At 59.5% G+C, this 15,959-nt stretch carries 20 protein-coding genes and 2 pseudogenes; 5 read left to right on the top strand and 17 right to left on the bottom strand.

The features are described from left to right. The 4 genes from FSO04_RS42430 to FSO04_RS42445 form a co-directional block, all read right to left on the bottom strand. Positions 1–841 (bottom strand): tyrosine-type recombinase/integrase (locus FSO04_RS42430; RefSeq protein ID WP_154567329.1); only part of this gene is annotated, 841 nt, incomplete at its 3' end. A gap of 260 nt (positions 842–1,101) precedes the next feature. Further along, positions 1,102–1,605: a hypothetical protein gene (locus FSO04_RS42435; protein ID WP_154567330.1), complete on the bottom strand. Its 504-nt coding sequence runs from the start codon at positions 1,603–1,605 to the stop codon at positions 1,102–1,104. Between the two features lie 110 nt (positions 1,606–1,715). Further along, positions 1,716–1,904, bottom strand: a complete 189-nt coding sequence (locus FSO04_RS42440) for a hypothetical protein (protein WP_154567331.1) — start codon at positions 1,902–1,904, stop codon at positions 1,716–1,718. An 89-nt stretch (positions 1,905–1,993) separates the two neighbouring features. Next, a complete protein-coding gene (locus FSO04_RS42445) occupies positions 1,994–2,428 on the bottom strand; it encodes a hypothetical protein (protein ID WP_154567332.1) in 435 nt (144 codons plus the stop codon). Here FSO04_RS42445 and FSO04_RS42450 point away from each other — a divergent pair. Continuing rightward, entirely contained in the window at positions 2,427–2,765 is a 339-nt protein-coding gene (locus FSO04_RS42450; protein ID WP_154567333.1) for a hypothetical protein, read from the top strand. The two genes, FSO04_RS42445 and FSO04_RS42450, sit on opposite strands and share 2 nt — an antisense overlap. 380 nt (positions 2,766–3,145) lie before the next feature. Here the strand turns inward: FSO04_RS42450 and FSO04_RS42455 are convergent, their stop codons facing one another. Beyond that, positions 3,146–3,652 carry a GNAT family N-acetyltransferase gene (locus FSO04_RS42455; protein WP_154567345.1) on the bottom strand — a complete coding sequence of 169 codons (507 nt, stop codon included), beginning with the start codon at positions 3,650–3,652 and terminating at the stop codon, positions 3,146–3,148. A gap of 332 nt (positions 3,653–3,984) precedes the next feature. Between FSO04_RS42455 and FSO04_RS42460 the strand changes: the two genes are divergently transcribed. Beyond that, positions 3,985–4,410 carry a hypothetical protein gene (locus tag FSO04_RS42460; RefSeq protein WP_154567334.1) on the top strand — a complete coding sequence of 142 codons (426 nt, stop codon included), beginning with the start codon at positions 3,985–3,987 and terminating at the stop codon, positions 4,408–4,410. Between the two features lie 313 nt (positions 4,411–4,723). Continuing rightward, positions 4,724–5,182: a cupin domain-containing protein gene (locus tag FSO04_RS42465; RefSeq protein WP_154567335.1), complete on the top strand. Its 459-nt coding sequence runs from the start codon at positions 4,724–4,726 to the stop codon at positions 5,180–5,182. Positions 5,183–5,376: 194 nt separating this feature from the next. On the opposite strand, the gene FSO04_RS42470 is transcribed toward FSO04_RS42465, so the two are convergent. From FSO04_RS42470 to FSO04_RS42490, 5 genes and pseudogenes are all read right to left on the bottom strand, one after another. Next, positions 5,377–5,964: a GNAT family N-acetyltransferase gene (locus tag FSO04_RS42470; RefSeq protein ID WP_233465321.1), complete on the bottom strand. Its 588-nt coding sequence runs from the start codon at positions 5,962–5,964 to the stop codon at positions 5,377–5,379. A 186-nt stretch (positions 5,965–6,150) separates the two neighbouring features. Then, positions 6,151–6,267, bottom strand: a pseudogene (locus tag FSO04_RS42475) (IS5/IS1182 family transposase); the annotation flags it as partial. Between the two features lie 84 nt (positions 6,268–6,351). Continuing rightward, positions 6,352–6,612: a hypothetical protein gene (locus FSO04_RS42480; protein ID WP_154567336.1), complete on the bottom strand. Its 261-nt coding sequence runs from the start codon at positions 6,610–6,612 to the stop codon at positions 6,352–6,354. 104 nt (positions 6,613–6,716) lie between these two features. Beyond that, entirely contained in the window at positions 6,717–7,286 is a 570-nt protein-coding gene (locus FSO04_RS42485; protein ID WP_154567337.1) for a GNAT family N-acetyltransferase, read from the bottom strand. 205 nt (positions 7,287–7,491) lie between these two features. After that, the gene (locus FSO04_RS42490; RefSeq protein ID WP_166618372.1) at positions 7,492–8,523 is read right to left on the bottom strand and encodes an NAD(P)H-quinone oxidoreductase; all 1,032 of its coding nucleotides are present in this window, start codon (positions 8,521–8,523) and stop codon (positions 7,492–7,494) included. A 151-nt stretch (positions 8,524–8,674) separates the two neighbouring features. Between FSO04_RS42490 and FSO04_RS42495 the strand changes: the two genes are divergently transcribed. After that, positions 8,675–9,559 carry a LysR family transcriptional regulator gene (locus FSO04_RS42495; RefSeq protein WP_154567338.1) on the top strand — a complete coding sequence of 295 codons (885 nt, stop codon included), beginning with the start codon at positions 8,675–8,677 and terminating at the stop codon, positions 9,557–9,559. Positions 9,560–9,641: 82 nt separating this feature from the next. Here the strand turns inward: FSO04_RS42495 and FSO04_RS42500 are convergent, their stop codons facing one another. After that, a complete protein-coding gene (locus tag FSO04_RS42500; RefSeq protein ID WP_154567339.1) occupies positions 9,642–10,442 on the bottom strand; it encodes a PhzF family phenazine biosynthesis protein in 801 nt (266 codons plus the stop codon). A gap of 192 nt (positions 10,443–10,634) precedes the next feature. After that, entirely contained in the window at positions 10,635–10,949 is a 315-nt protein-coding gene (locus FSO04_RS42505) for a DUF3303 domain-containing protein (RefSeq protein ID WP_154567340.1), read from the bottom strand. A 287-nt stretch (positions 10,950–11,236) separates the two neighbouring features. Between FSO04_RS42505 and FSO04_RS42510 the strand changes: the two genes are divergently transcribed. Further along, positions 11,237–12,394, top strand: a complete 1,158-nt coding sequence (locus tag FSO04_RS42510) for a pyridoxal phosphate-dependent aminotransferase (protein WP_168436017.1) — start codon at positions 11,237–11,239, stop codon at positions 12,392–12,394. Between the two features lie 158 nt (positions 12,395–12,552). Here the strand turns inward: FSO04_RS42510 and FSO04_RS42515 are convergent, their stop codons facing one another. From FSO04_RS42515 to FSO04_RS46700, 5 genes and pseudogenes are all read right to left on the bottom strand, one after another. Then, positions 12,553–12,927 (bottom strand): VOC family protein, encoded by a 375-nt coding sequence (locus tag FSO04_RS42515; RefSeq protein WP_154567341.1) that lies wholly within the window; start codon positions 12,925–12,927, stop codon positions 12,553–12,555. A gap of 142 nt (positions 12,928–13,069) precedes the next feature. Next, positions 13,070–13,627 (bottom strand): sugar O-acetyltransferase, encoded by a 558-nt coding sequence (locus tag FSO04_RS42520; RefSeq protein WP_154567342.1) that lies wholly within the window; start codon positions 13,625–13,627, stop codon positions 13,070–13,072. Positions 13,628–13,738: 111 nt separating this feature from the next. After that, positions 13,739–14,059: a pyrimidine/purine nucleoside phosphorylase gene (ppnP, locus tag FSO04_RS42525; RefSeq protein ID WP_154567343.1), complete on the bottom strand. Its 321-nt coding sequence runs from the start codon at positions 14,057–14,059 to the stop codon at positions 13,739–13,741. 191 nt (positions 14,060–14,250) lie between these two features. Next, positions 14,251–14,964 carry a hypothetical protein gene (locus FSO04_RS42530; RefSeq protein ID WP_154567344.1) on the bottom strand — a complete coding sequence of 238 codons (714 nt, stop codon included), beginning with the start codon at positions 14,962–14,964 and terminating at the stop codon, positions 14,251–14,253. 297 nt (positions 14,965–15,261) lie between these two features. Next, positions 15,262–15,959 (bottom strand): annotated as a pseudogene (locus FSO04_RS46700) (hypothetical protein); the annotation flags it as partial.

Consider the following 15,959-nt stretch of genomic DNA (forward strand, 5'->3'; position numbering starts at 1 on the left):
CAGTCTGTAGAGTCACGAGACTATGTTGGGTGACCCGGTCGGCACTTCTGCTCCGAAACCCCCATTCCCGGGGCCAGGATGAACTCTCGTCCATATCACCCAACATAATCCGGAAGGGAAGATAGTGTCGCAGCGTATGCATGGATACGCGCTTGTCGATCTGCGCGGCCTCGGCGGCAGCATGAATTGCGCGGTTCAGCTGACGCGTGCTGAGCGGGTCGACGGGGTCGAGCCCGGGGAAGAGCCATCCGCCGTCGGGCATCCTGCCCTGGGCGCGGGCTACGTGCCACCAGACGCGCAGGCGCTCCAGCAGCACGGGCGAGAGCATCGCGTAGCGGTCACGGCGACCCTTGCCCTGCTCGATGCGCAGCGTCATGCGCTGGCTGTCGATGTCGGTGACCTTCAGGGCCACCACTTCGCTTGCGCGCAGTCCTGCGCCGTAGGCGACCGACAGCGCGGTCTGGTGCTTGAGGTTGCCGGCTGCCTCGATGAGACGGCGCACTTCATCGGGACTGAGCACGACGGGCAATGTGCGGGGCACGCGCACGGGGTGCATCCTGACCATCAGGTCAGGCCGGTCAAGCGTGACTTCGAAGAAGAACTTCAGGCCGGTAATGGCGTGATTCAGTGACACGGGCGAGGTGCCGTGATCGACCAGATGCAGCTGGTAGCGCCGCAGGTCCTCGACGGTGGCCGTGTCCGGTGAGCGCCCGAGAAACCGGGCAAATTCGCGCACGATGCGCAGATAGGTGTCCTGCGTCTTCGGCGAAAGCTGGCGCATGCGCATGTCGTCGGTCATGCGCTGGCGCAGTGGACTGGCGTTTGCCTGTGGGGAGGTCATGATTGGGCTCCTGCTGGAGAACGAGGCGGGTTGCCTCATTCGCCAACATACGGAACCGCGCGGCGGACCTCCCATGAACCACACACGCTGGCCGGAGCCCCCTACCGCGCGAGCGGTTTCGTTCTGCGACCCCAAGGGGACATTTGTTCTTCTACAAAGCGGCCGTTCATCTGTTGCCATCGACGCTGCTGCAATGCCTGGCCAATTCGATCGCTTCCGATCCGAGTGCCCGGCGTAAGTGCTCGAGTCGCGGGCGACTATCACCGCACGAACTGGACGCGCTCCGCGTTTTCAATGTCTTCCATACATCGCTGGCCGAATGGCTGCATCAGGATGCCGCGCTTGAAGTCGGTCATAAAGGATTGACCTTCTTTTCGCGCTTGCGCATGTTCTTTCCACATGAATCCGTGGATCAGCCTGAACGGTTGCGTCCTGTAATACACGAACATTTCGAGTGGCACATCAAGTCCTGGTACCCAACCCTCGATCAACAAAATGTCCAATTTTGTGCCGTCGTTCTGAGTGATCGTCCCTTCGCGACCGGACGACCATCCGGAGCCGCCGACAGTCTGTTCTCGTGCTGATCGCGAATTTGCAACGGCTTCGTGCTGAGTCGCTGCGGGATAGGGGACCGGTGTGGGCGTCCCATTATCCCAGTAGACAACGTACGGAACCGTTAGCTCGCCCGGTGCAAGAAGGTGCTGAACATTGATCCCGTGACTGAACGCGTACCCCATGTAGAGGGCCAAGTGCTTTTCATTCATGGCGGAATTCCGCCGTTTGATGCCGAAAACATCGCCGAATCTGATCACGTATACCTCGCATCATGCTCAATCGCCAGATTGAAAATCATCTAGCAGACCTCCACCGTGCCCTAGAGCGCCTCTGCGCGCTTTCCGCCGATATGCAAGGCGATCACGCCGACCGCCATCGCGACGAGGGCGCGCGAGAACCAGATCTTGAACGGGGTCGGAAGATCGAAAACGTCGAATGCTTGAATCAGGCTGTAAAGTCCGAAGCAGATCGACACGATGCCGAGCGCGAGAAGGGAGACGACGAGCATCTCTGGCGCCGACCGACGACGCACATCATTTACTTCTTCTGGAGGCTTTGCTGTCGCAGATGGCTCGTGACGCCGCTTACAACCCGGCCTCATATACTTAGCTTCCGCAACTGCGGGCCGCGACTGAAAGCTGAACCGCTCGTGTCATCCGCAAGCTTGCCGACTTGAACAAACTGTGCCATGAGGCACAGCACAAAGCAGAGAATCATGACGCACCGGACCGTCGAGAAGAATGCACTTTTCCCTGGCACGACGATGTTCACGACGGCCACCCTGTTGTGGGCGACAACGCCTTGTGCGACGGTGGATCGTGAACTCGGCCCCTGCAGTGCGGCGGGAATGCCCTGAATGAAACGAGTGATGGCGAGCGAGCCGACGAATGCGCAAGCCACATGTAAAGAGATCAACCAAGGTGGCTGCGGATATTCCGGACTGTCGAGTGCCAGGTTCAGGCACGCCACGATACCGGCACACGCTGCGCTCAAGGCGAACGCCAGCAGCCATGATTTGAATCGCAGGGTCATGAGTTTCGGCTTCAATGAAAGGAGGCTCGACTTCCATATCGGCAAACAGTGGAAATTCTTGAGTGATCCGCACGCTGCACGCGACGCTTCCGGCCGATGCACGACTAGTAGTTCAATCGTCGGGGGTGAAGCGCGCGATCAAAAAAAGCGTGCAAATCTCGCGCAATTTCAACTGGTGGTTAGCGATTTAGACCGCGAAGTCGAGCGTCCCAAATTGGCCGAACGTCGCATGGCCGCGATCGGCAGCATGTGGCTAGTTGGTGACGTTTTCGCGTATCGATTTTGGGTCCCTCGGTTCCCAGTATCCGCCACTGCCGTGATACGTTTCTGCGTGTAACCAGAACTTCTCCTCGCAATGCAGGCAGCGAAAATGGTACTCGACGTAGTCGTCCCATGCTGCGCCTTTCGCGAGTTCGATAAATGAGACGGAGACCCAAGGGCTGTCGGGCAGCACCTCTACAAGTGTTTTATCGGCGATGTTCTCCGCGGCGATTTGTATCGCTTTGCGTAGCTCGCGAGGATGTCTGATTGCGTAGCGAACGCAAAGGTCCGCACATCGATCACATGCCACAGAAGAAGGCTCCGTCGGGATTTTGCTACGTTTAGCGGGGTAGTCTGTCGGTATCGGTGAAGGCGATGAACGGGATTGTCGGCGATCTGGGTGACCATGTCGAATGACCGTTCGTGGCCGAACCCGGTCTAGCGCGCTGCGCCGCGCTAGACTAGCTGTTTGCACATATGCTCCTCGTCATAAAAACGATCTCCAACCTTCATCGCGCGTGGCTCCAAGCCGAACGTCTGAAAGCCATGCGACGCGTAAAGCCTCTTTGCTGGCAGGTTTTCCGCATTGACGCAAAGCATCAACTGGATTGTCTCCCACTCGTTGGACGCGTGAACTGTCGCTGCCGACAAAAGCGTTTGTGCGATTCCTCGTCCACGGTATGAAGGGCTGACGAACACGCCCCAAATCGTGGCCTTGTGGTTCACCTGGCACAGCGGTTCTCGACGGACGCCCGTGATGCCGACCAGCGCCCCGCCGTCAAATGCACCGAAGACAGCCTGTGTTGTCGTTGGACGAATGCGGGCCGCGATCTCCTCTATCGAGCGCGCCATTTCCTCCTGCCGGGTGGGCCATATGGATGTGGGGGAGTTGTCGACGGCGAGAAGACGCAATGCTTTGAATCGCTCGGCGTCGTGGGGATCCAGGAGGCGGACAGTGACCATGCGAACTAAGGGGATGACCAAAGAATGCTTACCGTAATCGAAATCAACAACGCCGCGCAAGTTTTGACTCTCGGGTGCCTTTAGCCCACGCCCATTATTTAAGTCGTCGACAATCTGGACGCGCATGACCGAGGTTCGCTTTTGGCCGACCACGCTCCGAACCGGAACCAAAAAAACTGGGCCCGCAGCAGCGAACCGCATTCGGCATGTCTACACCGTACAGACTCTCATAGCCGCCAGGTTCGGCCGCTCAACACCACCTCAAATTGATTTGAACCGGATAGACTCTCGTAGCGCTTTTGCCGCCGTAAGCCCTTTTTAGGAGTGCATGCATGGTTACCAGCGAAATCCAGTCGGTCATCCAGCGGACCGAGGAGTACGTGGCACTGTGGAAGCACCTCGCAGAGCTGGCCAGATTGCAGCAAAAGGCGGTTGGGCACTGGCAGGCCATGCTTGGTTGGCCGGGCTTCTTTCCCTTTCATTCCCAGTTCGCACCGGCAAGTTTGAGCCAGAACATCAACCCATGGAATATTTCGCTTTTTCAGATAATCAGCCGGACGCGGGGCAACCCGCAAACCGAGGTTGAAATCCTGACCAAGGTTGCAAGCTACGGCAGCCAGTTGGGAACGGTTATCGATGCCTTGATGGTTGTCATGCCTGAACAGGAAAAGCGCAAGGCGCTCAACGATGAAGATCTCTACGCGGTATTGAGGCTGGAGCATCTGGCCGGCGAGATCAAGCGTATCAAAGAGGGTTGAGGCCTGGCGGGAGCATGGAACTATCTCAGCTCATCAGCCAGTTACCTGGAATACTGCGGGCACACCCCGGGTGTTATTTGAATCTGAAGGGTTGCTCTTGAAGCAGGTAATCGGCGGTAGTCGACCCTGAGCCGTCACCGGCATGGCAGTGCGACAACCGCTCTAACTCGCGCATCCTAACGTGAGTCATTTCCCAGGAACAATCTACGGAGATTCGCGGAGATGCGTGCCTGTCACGGGTGATAGACTCGGTTGCGCACCTCGGTGCGTTGCTAACCGAACAACAACGTCGCTATCTATCCGGAGCCATCGCATGATCAATGAACGACATACGGTCACCCGCGCCAACCCCTTGTCCGCAGACGGGCTGTGGATTCCAGAGGGGTCGGGTAAGTGGTCGCGGCCGCTGCGTTTCCTGAAAGATGATCGCGGCTGGGTGGAACTGATGCGTCTGGCGCCAGGTATCAAGCTTGGCCTGCACCGTCATACCGGCGAAGTGCACGCCTTCAACCTTGAAGGGCAGCGCCGCCTCTGTACTGGCGAAACGGTCGAACCCGGTGACTACGTGCACGAGTCTACCGGCAACGTCGACTGGTGGGAGGCGGTCGGTGACGAACCGCTGGTCGTGATGGTGGTGGTGATGGGCACGGTCGAGTATCTTGGTCACGATGGTGAGGTCAAACGCCGCATCACAACCGCCGATCGCCTTGCCGACTATCAGCGCTATTGCAGCGAGGCGGGCATCGAGCCGCAGGATCTGCTCGAGCGCTGAGCGCGGCGCCCCAGCCTGCAGATGCAGGCGCTCATGCCCTCCCTGGATGAAATGGCGCCGAGCGTTGACTCGGACACCGCTTCATTATCAAGGGGCTCAAAAGATGACGGAGTGCATCGCGGTCAATCCGCCAACAGTCCCGATCAACCCCTGATGTTCCCGCTGTGACTCGACGAACAATCAACGTACCGGCGTCACACTTTTCGGAGGGTTGCCGGTGCGTCTGGTGCGCCGGACTCGGGGCGGCATGTTGCTCTGGCAGTGGCGCGTTGAACCGCAGGCTTCGTGGTTAGTTCACATATTGCAATGAAGAACTCGAAGCCTTTGTCGTTCTCACGCGTTACTTGGAATCCAAGCTTGCGATGGAAAGCGATAGACAATCGGTTGGTCTTGTAGACATGACTTCTTAGCTCACCGATCCCTTGTTCGCTCGCCAGCGTCGCCATCTTTGCGAGTAGCTCAGTTATAACGGCATACGTTCGATACAAAGGATGCGTACCAAATGCGCCGACGAACCAGCAAGCTCCTGAATGCGGTCGAAGCATTGCATACGCAACGAGTTTGCCTTCCCGTCGCACTGAGCACACCTCGCTGACCTCCAGGGACTTTCGCAACTGTACTCGGTGCTCGTCAACATCGAAGGCATCACCAGCCTGCTCTGTGTGTTCGCGTAAGGTCAGCGCGTCAAGCGCGAGGAGTTCGTCGATGGACGGCAACATAACAGGGATCAGGGCGATATAGAGACAATCCGCAAGAGTACTTCGAATCAAAATTGTCGCCAATTCGCTTCGCCTTTCTGGTTGACCGTTCTAGGCCGAACACTGACAGGCTCAGTTCGGCCGGGAAGGGACCTTTGCGCACTTTGGCAGCGGAAATTCGCTGGACACTTTCATGACCTCGATCGCGGTTTTATTCGAACCGTGGCGACTGACGTTCGTCCCGCCTCAGGGCAACTACGCCCGCATGTTTCACGCCTTGCGCAGTGCCTTACGCGCCATCCACAGGTTACCCAGCGCGAACAGCGTCGTGATCTGCACAGTATTCTTCATCAATCCCCGGTATCGTGTCTTCGTATAGCCGCACTGACACATTTTCCGATCCGCGTTGCCGGCCCCGGACAAGATCGTCAGAAGCCGCTCCCGGTCACACCGCAGCAAGTCGCTGTCAGACTAGCGATAGTTGATAAAGTTGATGATGTCATTGAGGAACCAAGGCAGAATCAATTGCGTATCGGGATAGCTGACACCGACGCTGAGCCTCGGTGGCTTTGACGTGGAGCCGCCAGGCGTCGCACCGTCGGTAGTATGCAGAATGTAGGTATCCGTGTCGGCCGGACTTGGCCGGGCGGTCTGATTATTCGCGGGCGACCATGTCGAGGCGCAGCCGGCGGTCAGCACGACGAGGGCCGCTGCGAAGCAAAAGGGTCTCATGATGGCGTGAACTCCAGCAACGTGGCTTTGACACTCTGGCCGATGACGATTTGGGATGCGATGTCGAACGACCGAAACTGGTCGGACAGGGTCCAACGCGCACCTCAGCCTTCCAGCTCAATACGATATCGCAGGGTCTCAGCGGATCCATACGCCGCCGTCTTTCTGAAACGCTTGACCAGGACACCGTTGCAAGCTGCGACGACCTTCTGCGAGGCTATGTTGTCAGGATCAACGGTTAGCTCGACGTAGGCCAAGCCTTGTCGTCTCGCTTCGCCCAGCATTAAATCGAGCGCCTGTCTGGCGTAGCCGTTGCCTCTCTTCCACGGCACGATTGAGAAGCCGATATGGCCGAGCACATATGGCGGCAATTCGGCCGTTCCAGCTTGCCAGCGAAATCCGATCGCGCCACTAATGTCGCCGTCCCAAATCCATCGAACGATGCCAGGTAGGCGGGCGACGGTCGAGCCATCGGGTAAAGGAATCGGTCCACCCGACGCGGTCGGATCATCCAGGCCGTCGACAAACGCATCCGCGTTCATTTCGATAGCGTGTAATTGTTCGCGCGCAGCTACCTCCTTGCGAACGTTGTCAGGCGACCATCCGGCCTTCAGGGCCGCAACGTAGCTCGGCAGCAATGCGGTCGTTGGCTTCAGCAGTTCAATTTTGCTCATTTGAATCGATACCTGTCAGAGAGCAATGATTGTCGAAGGTTTAAACGATGCCGTCGAATGTTTCAAAATGGCCGCGCGCCGTCCCACACAAACGGCATACGCAATCTGAACTTCGTAAATTGCTTCGGCAGCATGTGGCCCACTGCGAACAGTTGAGATCGCCGGAAGCCGACATTCGTCCGACGCGAAGCCGGCAAGCCAGGCTTCAGCCAATGAGACCGGCACCGGTCGTAAGGACAATCTTCCCAAAGTGTGTGCCGGAATCGATCAGCTCGTGAGCGCCGCGAGCGTCGGCAAGCGCAAAGGTCTTGTAGACAACCGGTTTGATCTTGCCGCTCTCGATGTGCGGCCAGACATGCTGCTCGAGTTCATTGACGATGGTCGCCTTGTCCGCGGATGTGCGCGATCGCAATGTTGAACCCATATGCGTCAGACGTTTCGTCAGCATCGGCACGAGGTTAAGATCCTTCGCCGGCCCCTTGATCACGCCCACCTGGAGGATCCGTCCGTCCATGGCTGCGGCCTCATAGTTTCTAGCCACGTAGTCGCCGGCAATGATGTCGAGGATCACGTCGACGCCTTTTCCATCGGTAGACCGCTTCGTTTCGGCCACGAAATCTTCCTCGCGGTAATCGATCGCGAGGTCTGCGCCTAGCGCCAGGCTGGCCTCCCGATGCGCCTGCGAGCCCACTGTCGTGATGATTTTCGCAGCGCCGAATGCCTTCGCCAGCATGGTCGCCGTGGTACCGATACCTGACGCGCCGCCGTGGATCAACACCGATTCGCCGGCAACCAGCTTGCCGCGCTGGAACAGGTTCAGCCATACCGTCATAAACGTTTCGGGCATAGCCCCAGCTTCGACCAACGTCAGGCCTTTGGGGATATGCATCGTGTTGCAGGCGTGCGCGACGGCATATTCCGCGTAGCCACCGCCGGGAATCAATGCGCACACCAGTTCGCCGATCCGGAATTGGGACACGTCCGCACCGACGGCAACCACTTGACCTGCCACTTCCAGCCCCGGAATGTCCGAAGCGCCGGGGGGCGGATCATACAGCCCTTTGCGCTGGAAAACGTCTGGGCCGTTCACCGCGGCCGCGTGGATGCGGATCAGAACCTGATCGGCGGCCGGCGTCGGTACAGGGCGCGTAGTCGGCACCAGAACCTCAGGACCGCCGGGCTGTTTGATCTCAATGGCCGTCATGGACGACGGCACGCGATAAGTTGAAGCAGACATGGATACCACTCCTTCGATTGATGAGGCTCGATTGATCCGGTCGGATCACTTGGCGAGGAACTCTTGCGTTCAGTATAGGCATCGACATTGATGAATAAACGCAGCATTATTCATGCGGTGGGATGCAAATTTGCATCAGGAGGGTGGCACGATGAACTGGGACGACGCGCGTGTGTTTCTCGCGGTGGAGCGCGAAAAAACGCTCCGTGGGGCGGCGAGGACGCTCAATCTCGATCAGGCGACGGTCGGCAGGCGGATTGCGGCGCTGGAGCACGCCCTGCGGGCAACGCTCTTCCTGCGCACCTCGGAGGGTTACGCGTTGACGGCGGCAGGGGAGGCCGCGCTGAGATCGGCGGAGAAAATGGAACACTCCGCGCACGAACTCGTCAGACGAACTCAAGGCACGGATACACGGCTTGCGGGGGACGTAAGAGTCACCAGCACCGACTCGATCGCGCTCGACTTCCTGCTTCCCGCCATCGAACGCCTGCATGCTGCGCATCCCGAAGTGCGCGTCCTGCTGGACACGTCGACGCGCATGCTGAATCTGGCAAAGCGTGAAGCGGATATCGCGGTCCGCTCAGTCAGGCCGGATAATCCCGATCTTGTCGCGCGGCGCCTGGCTCGCTGGCCCATGGCGCTCTTTGCATCGAATGCTTATCTCGAGCAGCACGGCAAGCCCGCCGCTGGCTCCGCGTTCGCGGGCCACGATCTAGTCGTCTATCAGGGAAGCTGGACCGGGAGTCGATCACTCACTCTCTCTGGCGAACCGGTACACGCGGGGCGCATCGTATCGACCTTCAATTCCAGCCTCATGCTGCGTACCGCGGTAAAGGCCGGTATCGGCATCGGTGAGCTTCCGATACATCTGGCTGAACATGACGGCCTCGTGCAGATATGGCCGGAACCCGCACGTGGGGCGGTCTACGAAATCTGGCTCGTCACGCATCAAGACCTTCGGCATACCGCGCGCATCGCAGCCATGATTGACGGCATCGTCTCCGCGTTCGAAGATCACACAGCCCCCACAAAATAGTCACGCACGACTTGGCTGTTGCCCCTATGGTTTCCGCGACATCTGGGATTCAACGGCCGCTTCGAAGGTACAACGCTCGCACCTACGCTTCCGGGATTTCGATTGTCCCTTCAAGATATTGAACAGCCTGACCAGAGATATACACCCTGTCGTCTTGTACGCGACAATGAAGTAGGCCGCTCCGGCGTGACACCTGCATGGCCACGAGTTCTGCCTTGCCCAAACGGTCAGACCATAATGGCGCAAGCGCCGCGTGAATAGATCCGGTCACCGGATCTTCATCTCCGCCATTGGCAGGCCAAAAGTAGCGGGACACAAAATCATGCTTATCTCCGCGCGCTGTCACGACGACATCGAGCGGACCAAGTGCCGACAGCAGATCGAGTTCGGGTACGACGGATCGTACCTCGTGTTCTGTTCCGTAGATGGCAACATAGGCTTGCTGGTTTATCAGCACTTCTTGAGGCCGTATCGAAAGCCCCTGGATCAGGTTTGCGGGTATTTCGTTCAGTTTCTCAGGCCGGCGCTGCGGGAAGCTCATTTCGATCAGACCGTCATGCGTATGGCAAACGGCAAGCCGACCGACCGCTTTCGCAACAAATTCGATGACTTCCAAATCATCACATCGCTTGAAGATCACATATGCGCTTGCCAGTGTGGCATGCCCACAAAAAGCGATTTCTGTAAGTGGAGAGAACCAGCGGATGTCGAACGCGCCGTCGGCATTTTTCACGAAGAATGCTGTTTCGGACAGGTTGTTCTCAGCGGCGATTGCCTGCATCAAACTATCGGGTAACCAGCGTTCGAGTGGCACTACCGCAGCGTAGTTGCCCTTAAATACCTTATCCGTAAATGCGTCAATCTGATAGATCGGCAGTTTCATGAGATGTGCCTGTTCAAAGCGGGAAGTTAGTCAGCGATTTGCAGTGTTATTCGCAGACAACGATATCAGCCCGCTAAGCTGGCGAACATGTACAGATTGCGATGCTCAGTACAAAAAGCGACCGTTCACCTCAAAAAGGAGGACCGTGTCGCGGCTTCACTCGCCGTGAAGGCGACATGATCCTCCCGGATGTCACGTACTTTTCAGTCCGTCTCGCCAGGCGATCGCTTCGAGTTCGACCCGGACCGCGTCCTCGACGGCAACTACGGGGTGCGCCCGAAATTCAAATGCAGGGAATGTCGAGCAGACTTTGTGAACCGCCAACGGATCATCGCAGTCAACCAACATGTGCCCACCCCAATCTCCCACACGCACCACGAAAAACTCGATCTTGAAGTTGTCTGGCGCCTTCCACTGACTAAACACTTCAAGGATTCGCTTCTGGGCATTCTCGTACTCGACAGGCGAACCTTGTGTGCGTTCGAACCAGCTAATCATGTACTTCATCGCCGTCCTCCTTTTAAACATTGATGTCGCCAGAACGCTTGCCGTTTGGACGGGCTAGCGAATCAGCAAGCTACAACTGGAGCAGCGGCGACGAATGCCCATTGCTTTTGGCCCTTCTTATGCACCGCTTCAAAGCGGGCAATGGGGGTCGTTTTACGTGTTCAGAACCGGACGCCAACGCACGACGATGACCAGCGACGGCGGCCCCGAAACCGTGCTTAAAACAACGACGGCGGTGGTCCGGTCGCCATCAACTCAACTATATTAAAACGATAGCGGAGGCCCATGTGACAGTATCTCGCCTAAGAAATATTCCTGGCATTGGAGTCGACCGAATCGGCGACGCCGCGGATTCTCTGCGCGACGCGGACATTCTAAGGCTTGAAAATCTCGATACTGACCTGCGACCGCCGGCGCAGGCGCTGGCTCGCACGCACGAGGCCATCGACGACGACGCGGCAAATAGCTACCTGCCTTTTACCGGCCAGCGTGCGTTGCGCGAGGCGGCTGCCGAGCGGGTCGGCCGCGCCGCGGGCGTCGCTTACGACGCCGCGAGCGAATGCATCGTGTCGGCCGGCGGTCTTGCGGGGATTCTCAACGTGCTGTTGTCGATCCTTGAGCCGGGCGACGAAGTCGTGCTGACGGATCCCACCTACGCTGGGCTGATCAACCGCGTGCATCTGGCCGCAGGCGTGCCGAGGTTCGCGCGGCTGCAGCCGGGTGCCGACGGCTGGCGGCTCGATCTCGACAGTCTTGCCGCGGCGATCGGGCCGCGAACGAAAGCGCTGCTGATCATGTCGCCTTCGATGCCAAGCGGCTACGTCGCATCGCGGGACGAATGGCTTGCGATTGCGGGACATTGCCCGCGCCATGGCATCTGGCTGGTCTATGACGCGGCGATGGAGCGCATCCTGTTCGACGGGCGCGACATCATTCATCCCGCCGGTTTGCCGGACATGCGCGAACGCACCATCACCATCGGCGCGGTTTCGAAGGAGTATCGGATGATCGGATGGCGCGTCGGCTGGATCGTCGGGCCCGCATCGATCATGAACGACGTACGTCTCGTGAGCCTGTCGAACGTGGTGTGTCAGGTTGGAATCGCGATGCCCGGCGCCACTGCCGCGCTGACGGCAACCGACGACGGCGTGGCTGCTGCGGTCGCCGAATGGGAGCGCCGTCGCGACTTCCTGATAAGCGCGCTTGCTGACCTGCCGGTGATCCGTCCGCATGGCGGCTGGTCGATGCTCATCGATACCCGTGAGCTGGGTCTGGAGCCACCCGAGGCGTCGAAGCTGCTGCTCGAACGCGGCAAGGTCGCGGCTACGCCGATGACGAACTGGGGACCCGGCGCCGACCGCTATCTGCGTTTCGTTTTCTCCAACGAATCCGTTTCGCGTCTGCATGACATTCGCGAGCGCATACGCCGGTCATGGCAGATATGACGCAACGAAAAATTCGATGTCAGTCGACCGTCCCGCTTCGAAGCGTCTGTCCCGACTCCTGGCGGGCGCTCGACACGCCCAGCAGACCGCCGAATAACGGACGCTCAACGTTTGACATGAGAGGCGGCCTGGCCTCGCGAGTCCGCTCGATGGAAGGGTTAGGCCTCGGGTTGGTGGCAAACCACTTCGATGTTGTGCCCGTCCGGACCAATGACAAAAGCTGCATAGTAGTTCGCGTGGTAGTGCGGGCGCAGACCAGGCGCACCATTGTCTTTGCCACCCGCCTCCAGCGCCGCGCGATAGAAAGCTTCGACTTGCTGGCGATTCTCGGCCGTGAACGCCAGGTGAAGATGCGCCGGCTTCTCCTCGGTTTGGTACAGGCACAATGAAGCCTTACCCTGTGGGCTAAGCTCGACACCGTACGCCGGCGGCCCCTCCGAGACAACAGCTACGCCGAGCGGTGCGAGTGCCTCGAGGAAGAACGCTTTGCTCGCTGCATAGTTGCTGACTCCGAATTTGACGTGGTCGAACATGAACTCTCCTGAAGTGTGTGGGCCTGCGCGAGGCCCAACGTGATTTAGAGATCACCGCGATGTTGTCACACGTGGCCACAAGTAGCCACCGGTGGCAGTCTGAACCTTTTTTAGCACCGGAATCATCCTTGCGGACGTTCTCTTAGTCAGCAATCGAACGAATGATCCTCGCCGGATTTCCACCGACGAGCGTATTCGGGGGAACGTCCCTGGTGACGACCGACCCTGCCGCGACAACCGAATTCTCGCCTACCGTGACGCCACCGATGATGGTCGCACCAGCCGCAATCCAGACGTTTCTCTTAATCACGATGGGCTTTGCGATTACGAAGGCGCGCCGCTGAGAAGGTTCAATGGGATGGCCAGACGTGATGATGCTGACGTTCGGCCCGATCATCACATCGTCGGCAATGTCGAGTCCGCCAAGGTCGTAGAAAGTGCAATTCTGATTGATGAAGACATTGCGCCCGACACTGATATCGACCCCGCCGGTTGTGTAGAACGGTGGTATCAATAGAAAGCTGTCGTCCACCTTCTTGCTGATAAGATCGCTGAACAAGGCCCGGACTTCGTCCGCATCGTTGAACGTCAACCGGTTGAGCGTGGCAGTGATCGCCATCGCGCGTTTGATGTTCTCTGACATGGCCGCTGATTCCGGCGTTCTCCTGGGAATTATCTTGGTGCGATCGTCATTCGCCATTCGTCGGTCTCCTCCGGTTGCGATCGAGCGAGCGCTCGGCGCATGAGCTGGAGTGCGCGGGCGTTGAAGGAAGGGGAGGGTGCCGGGGAATGACCCGACGCCCGTCCGTCTTTACAGATAGCTGCAGATGTAGTCGAGCGTTTCGATCACATCGATATCGAAGCGACTCTTGCCAGGCACCGAGAACGACTCGCCCGCGCCATACGTCTTCCACTCGGCGCTGCCTTCGAGGCGGATGCGGCATTGGCCGGCCTGCACTTCCATGAGTTCCGGCGCGTCGGTGCCGAAGTTGAGCGCGCCGGGCAGGATCACGCCGAGCGTCTTGCGCGTGCCGTCGGCGAAGAGAACGGTGTGCGAGACACACTTGCCGTCGAAGTAGACGTTGGCGCGTTTGATAACGGAAACCTGATCGAATTGCGTTGTGGCCGTCATGGCGGTCTTCCTTTGGGTCATCGTGAATGGATGCATTAGCGCCACGTGGCGGCAGCGGGCGGTGCGCGATCTGCGCGGACCGCTGGCGCGGGCTTTCGTCGGACGCAAGCCCGCCATCATACAGGCGGGCGGCGGCGCCCGCCGGTAACCCTCGTGCCTGTCAGGGCAACGCCGCGGTGTGATCCTGACGGCTAGTCAGCCCGTGACCAACGACCCGAATCCGGGCACACAATCACCTGTTCGCCGTTTAGCTGGACTTGCTCGGTATCCGGTTGCGACGAGGTCGAAGGCGTAACGTCGAAGACCACCTTCAGCGCGTGTCCAACGTGGGCATTTTCGATGGAAAGCTCCCAGGTCAGGAAGATCTGGATGCAATCCTGATCCGGCGCGAAATCGGCCGCATCAAAACCACTGCTGCCGCGCTGGATGACGCCATGAGGCTGGCCAGTATCGAATATCACAACCGTTCCCCGGCTCAGCGGAATACGCCGGCCTAAAGCGGGGAAATGCAAGTCCAGACCTCGGTCCTCGCTCATGAACAGATTGCAAAAAGCCGCATCGCCATATTGCGCACCGTCGTGGTGGTACCTCGCGCCGCGGCAGGCCATGAGGGCTACGTCACTGGCGGCAAGCACCTCAGGCAGTCCAAGCGTACGCGTCCAATCGGACACGGCCTGCACGCAGCGTGTGTAGTCCGGCCAGCGCGCCCGCGCTCGCGGTAAAGGCATTGGCTCGACGTCCCCGGGTTCCAGAACCATATGCGACGATATCTCTCTTTCCCAATCCGCAAGCAGACGTGCAGGGGGCATAGGGACGTCGACCGTGCCTGATAGCACGATGTCGCTCACGCTTCGGCTGCGGATGGCGTCGTCACTCCAGTAATAGGAGGTCAGCATGTCTCGCATTCGATTCAGTTGAGGGGGGATTCATGCGGGCATTGTAACGATTCCACGGGACCGCTTCGGCGCGAGGCGGTCACGTGCCGTGGCGTTCGCGAAGCTGTGCGGGGTTGACCGGGCCCGTCGCGTAGCCGGCCGCCGGCTGCCGGCAGACGCAGCGTGTGACGTATCGTGCGGGTTGGCTCGTGTGCGTGTGCCGGGCCTGACGTTGTGAAGCCGTGATGCCAGTCAGGTCCGGCCGTCCTTTCTGTTGCACCCGCGAGGTCGCGCGGGAGGTGCCCCCGGGGCACCTCGCATTGCGGGCTAATGCTTGGGTGTGGACGGCGTGCCGCCGCCGCCGAGTCCACCTGTGAGGCCGCCGAGCAGGTTCGTCAACGGGGCGAGCGGAGACGAGCCGCCGCTTGCGCCGCCGAGTACGCCGGTCAGTGTGCCGACCAGGTTGGTCAACGGTGCGACCGGATTGGACGCCGAGTTCGTCGACGATCCGTGCGAGGTGCCGCCGCCCTGGCCTCCGGTTAGTCCGCCGAGCAAGGTGGTAACCGGTGCGAGGGGGCCGCTGCTGCCTTGCGAGCCGCCGTTCACCGAGGCCACCGACAGTCCGCCGAGCAACGCCGTCACAGGTGCCAGCAGGCCACCGGTGCTATGTCCGCTCGATCCGCCTGTAACGCCATGTGAACCGCCGGTTGTGCCGTTGGCCACGCCGTTGCCGTTGCCGCTACCGCTGTTGTTGCCCACGGTGATCGGCACGATAGGCACGCTGATCGCGCCGACGCTGACGACCAGGTTCACGATCGGATCAAGCAGGCCGCCGGTGGTCTGGCTGCCGCTGCTGGAGCCAACGCCAGTGTTGGAGCCGCCGTGACCACCGTTTCCGGAGCCGCCGCCGTATCCGCCGCCCGAGCCGCCGTGGCCACCGTCTCCAGAGCCGCCGCCGTTCCCACCGCCGGAGCCACCGGAGCCACCGGAGCCACCGCCGTAACCGCTGTCTCTTATACACATCT

This window comes from Paraburkholderia madseniana (assembly GCF_009690905.1).
Classification (GTDB): Bacteria; Pseudomonadota; Gammaproteobacteria; order Burkholderiales; family Burkholderiaceae; genus Paraburkholderia; species Paraburkholderia madseniana.

Bases quoted from the DNA above. Each gene is read 5' to 3' on its own strand.
- FSO04_RS42435 (WP_154567330.1), bottom strand. From the start codon at position 1,605: ATGAATGAAAAGCACTTGGCCCTCTACATGGGGTACGCGTTCAGTCAC.
- FSO04_RS42440 (WP_154567331.1), bottom strand. From the start codon at position 1,904: ATGCTCGTCGTCTCCCTTCTCGCGCTCGGCATCGTGTCGATCTGCTTC.
- FSO04_RS42450 (WP_154567333.1), top strand. From the start codon at position 2,427: ATGAGTTTCGGCTTCAATGAAAGGAGGCTCGACTTCCATATCGGCAAA.
- FSO04_RS42445 (WP_154567332.1), bottom strand. From the start codon at position 2,428: ATGACCCTGCGATTCAAATCATGGCTGCTGGCGTTCGCCTTGAGCGCA.
- FSO04_RS42455 (WP_154567345.1), bottom strand. From the start codon at position 3,652: ATGGTCACTGTCCGCCTCCTGGATCCCCACGACGCCGAGCGATTCAAA.
- FSO04_RS42460 (WP_154567334.1), top strand. From the start codon at position 3,985: ATGGTTACCAGCGAAATCCAGTCGGTCATCCAGCGGACCGAGGAGTAC.
- FSO04_RS42465 (WP_154567335.1), top strand. From the start codon at position 4,724: ATGATCAATGAACGACATACGGTCACCCGCGCCAACCCCTTGTCCGCA.
- FSO04_RS42480 (WP_154567336.1), bottom strand. From the start codon at position 6,612: ATGAGACCCTTTTGCTTCGCAGCGGCCCTCGTCGTGCTGACCGCCGGC.
- FSO04_RS42485 (WP_154567337.1), bottom strand. From the start codon at position 7,286: ATGAGCAAAATTGAACTGCTGAAGCCAACGACCGCATTGCTGCCGAGC.
- FSO04_RS42490 (WP_166618372.1), bottom strand. From the start codon at position 8,523: ATGTCTGCTTCAACTTATCGCGTGCCGTCGTCCATGACGGCCATTGAG.
- FSO04_RS42495 (WP_154567338.1), top strand. From the start codon at position 8,675: ATGAACTGGGACGACGCGCGTGTGTTTCTCGCGGTGGAGCGCGAAAAA.
- FSO04_RS42500 (WP_154567339.1), bottom strand. From the start codon at position 10,442: ATGAAACTGCCGATCTATCAGATTGACGCATTTACGGATAAGGTATTT.
- FSO04_RS42505 (WP_154567340.1), bottom strand. From the start codon at position 10,949: ATGAAGTACATGATTAGCTGGTTCGAACGCACACAAGGTTCGCCTGTC.
- FSO04_RS42515 (WP_154567341.1), bottom strand. From the start codon at position 12,927: ATGTTCGACCACGTCAAATTCGGAGTCAGCAACTATGCAGCGAGCAAA.
- FSO04_RS42520 (WP_154567342.1), bottom strand. From the start codon at position 13,627: ATGGCGAATGACGATCGCACCAAGATAATTCCCAGGAGAACGCCGGAA.
- ppnP (WP_154567343.1), bottom strand. From the start codon at position 14,059: ATGACGGCCACAACGCAATTCGATCAGGTTTCCGTTATCAAACGCGCC.
- FSO04_RS42530 (WP_154567344.1), bottom strand. From the start codon at position 14,964: ATGCGAGACATGCTGACCTCCTATTACTGGAGTGACGACGCCATCCGC.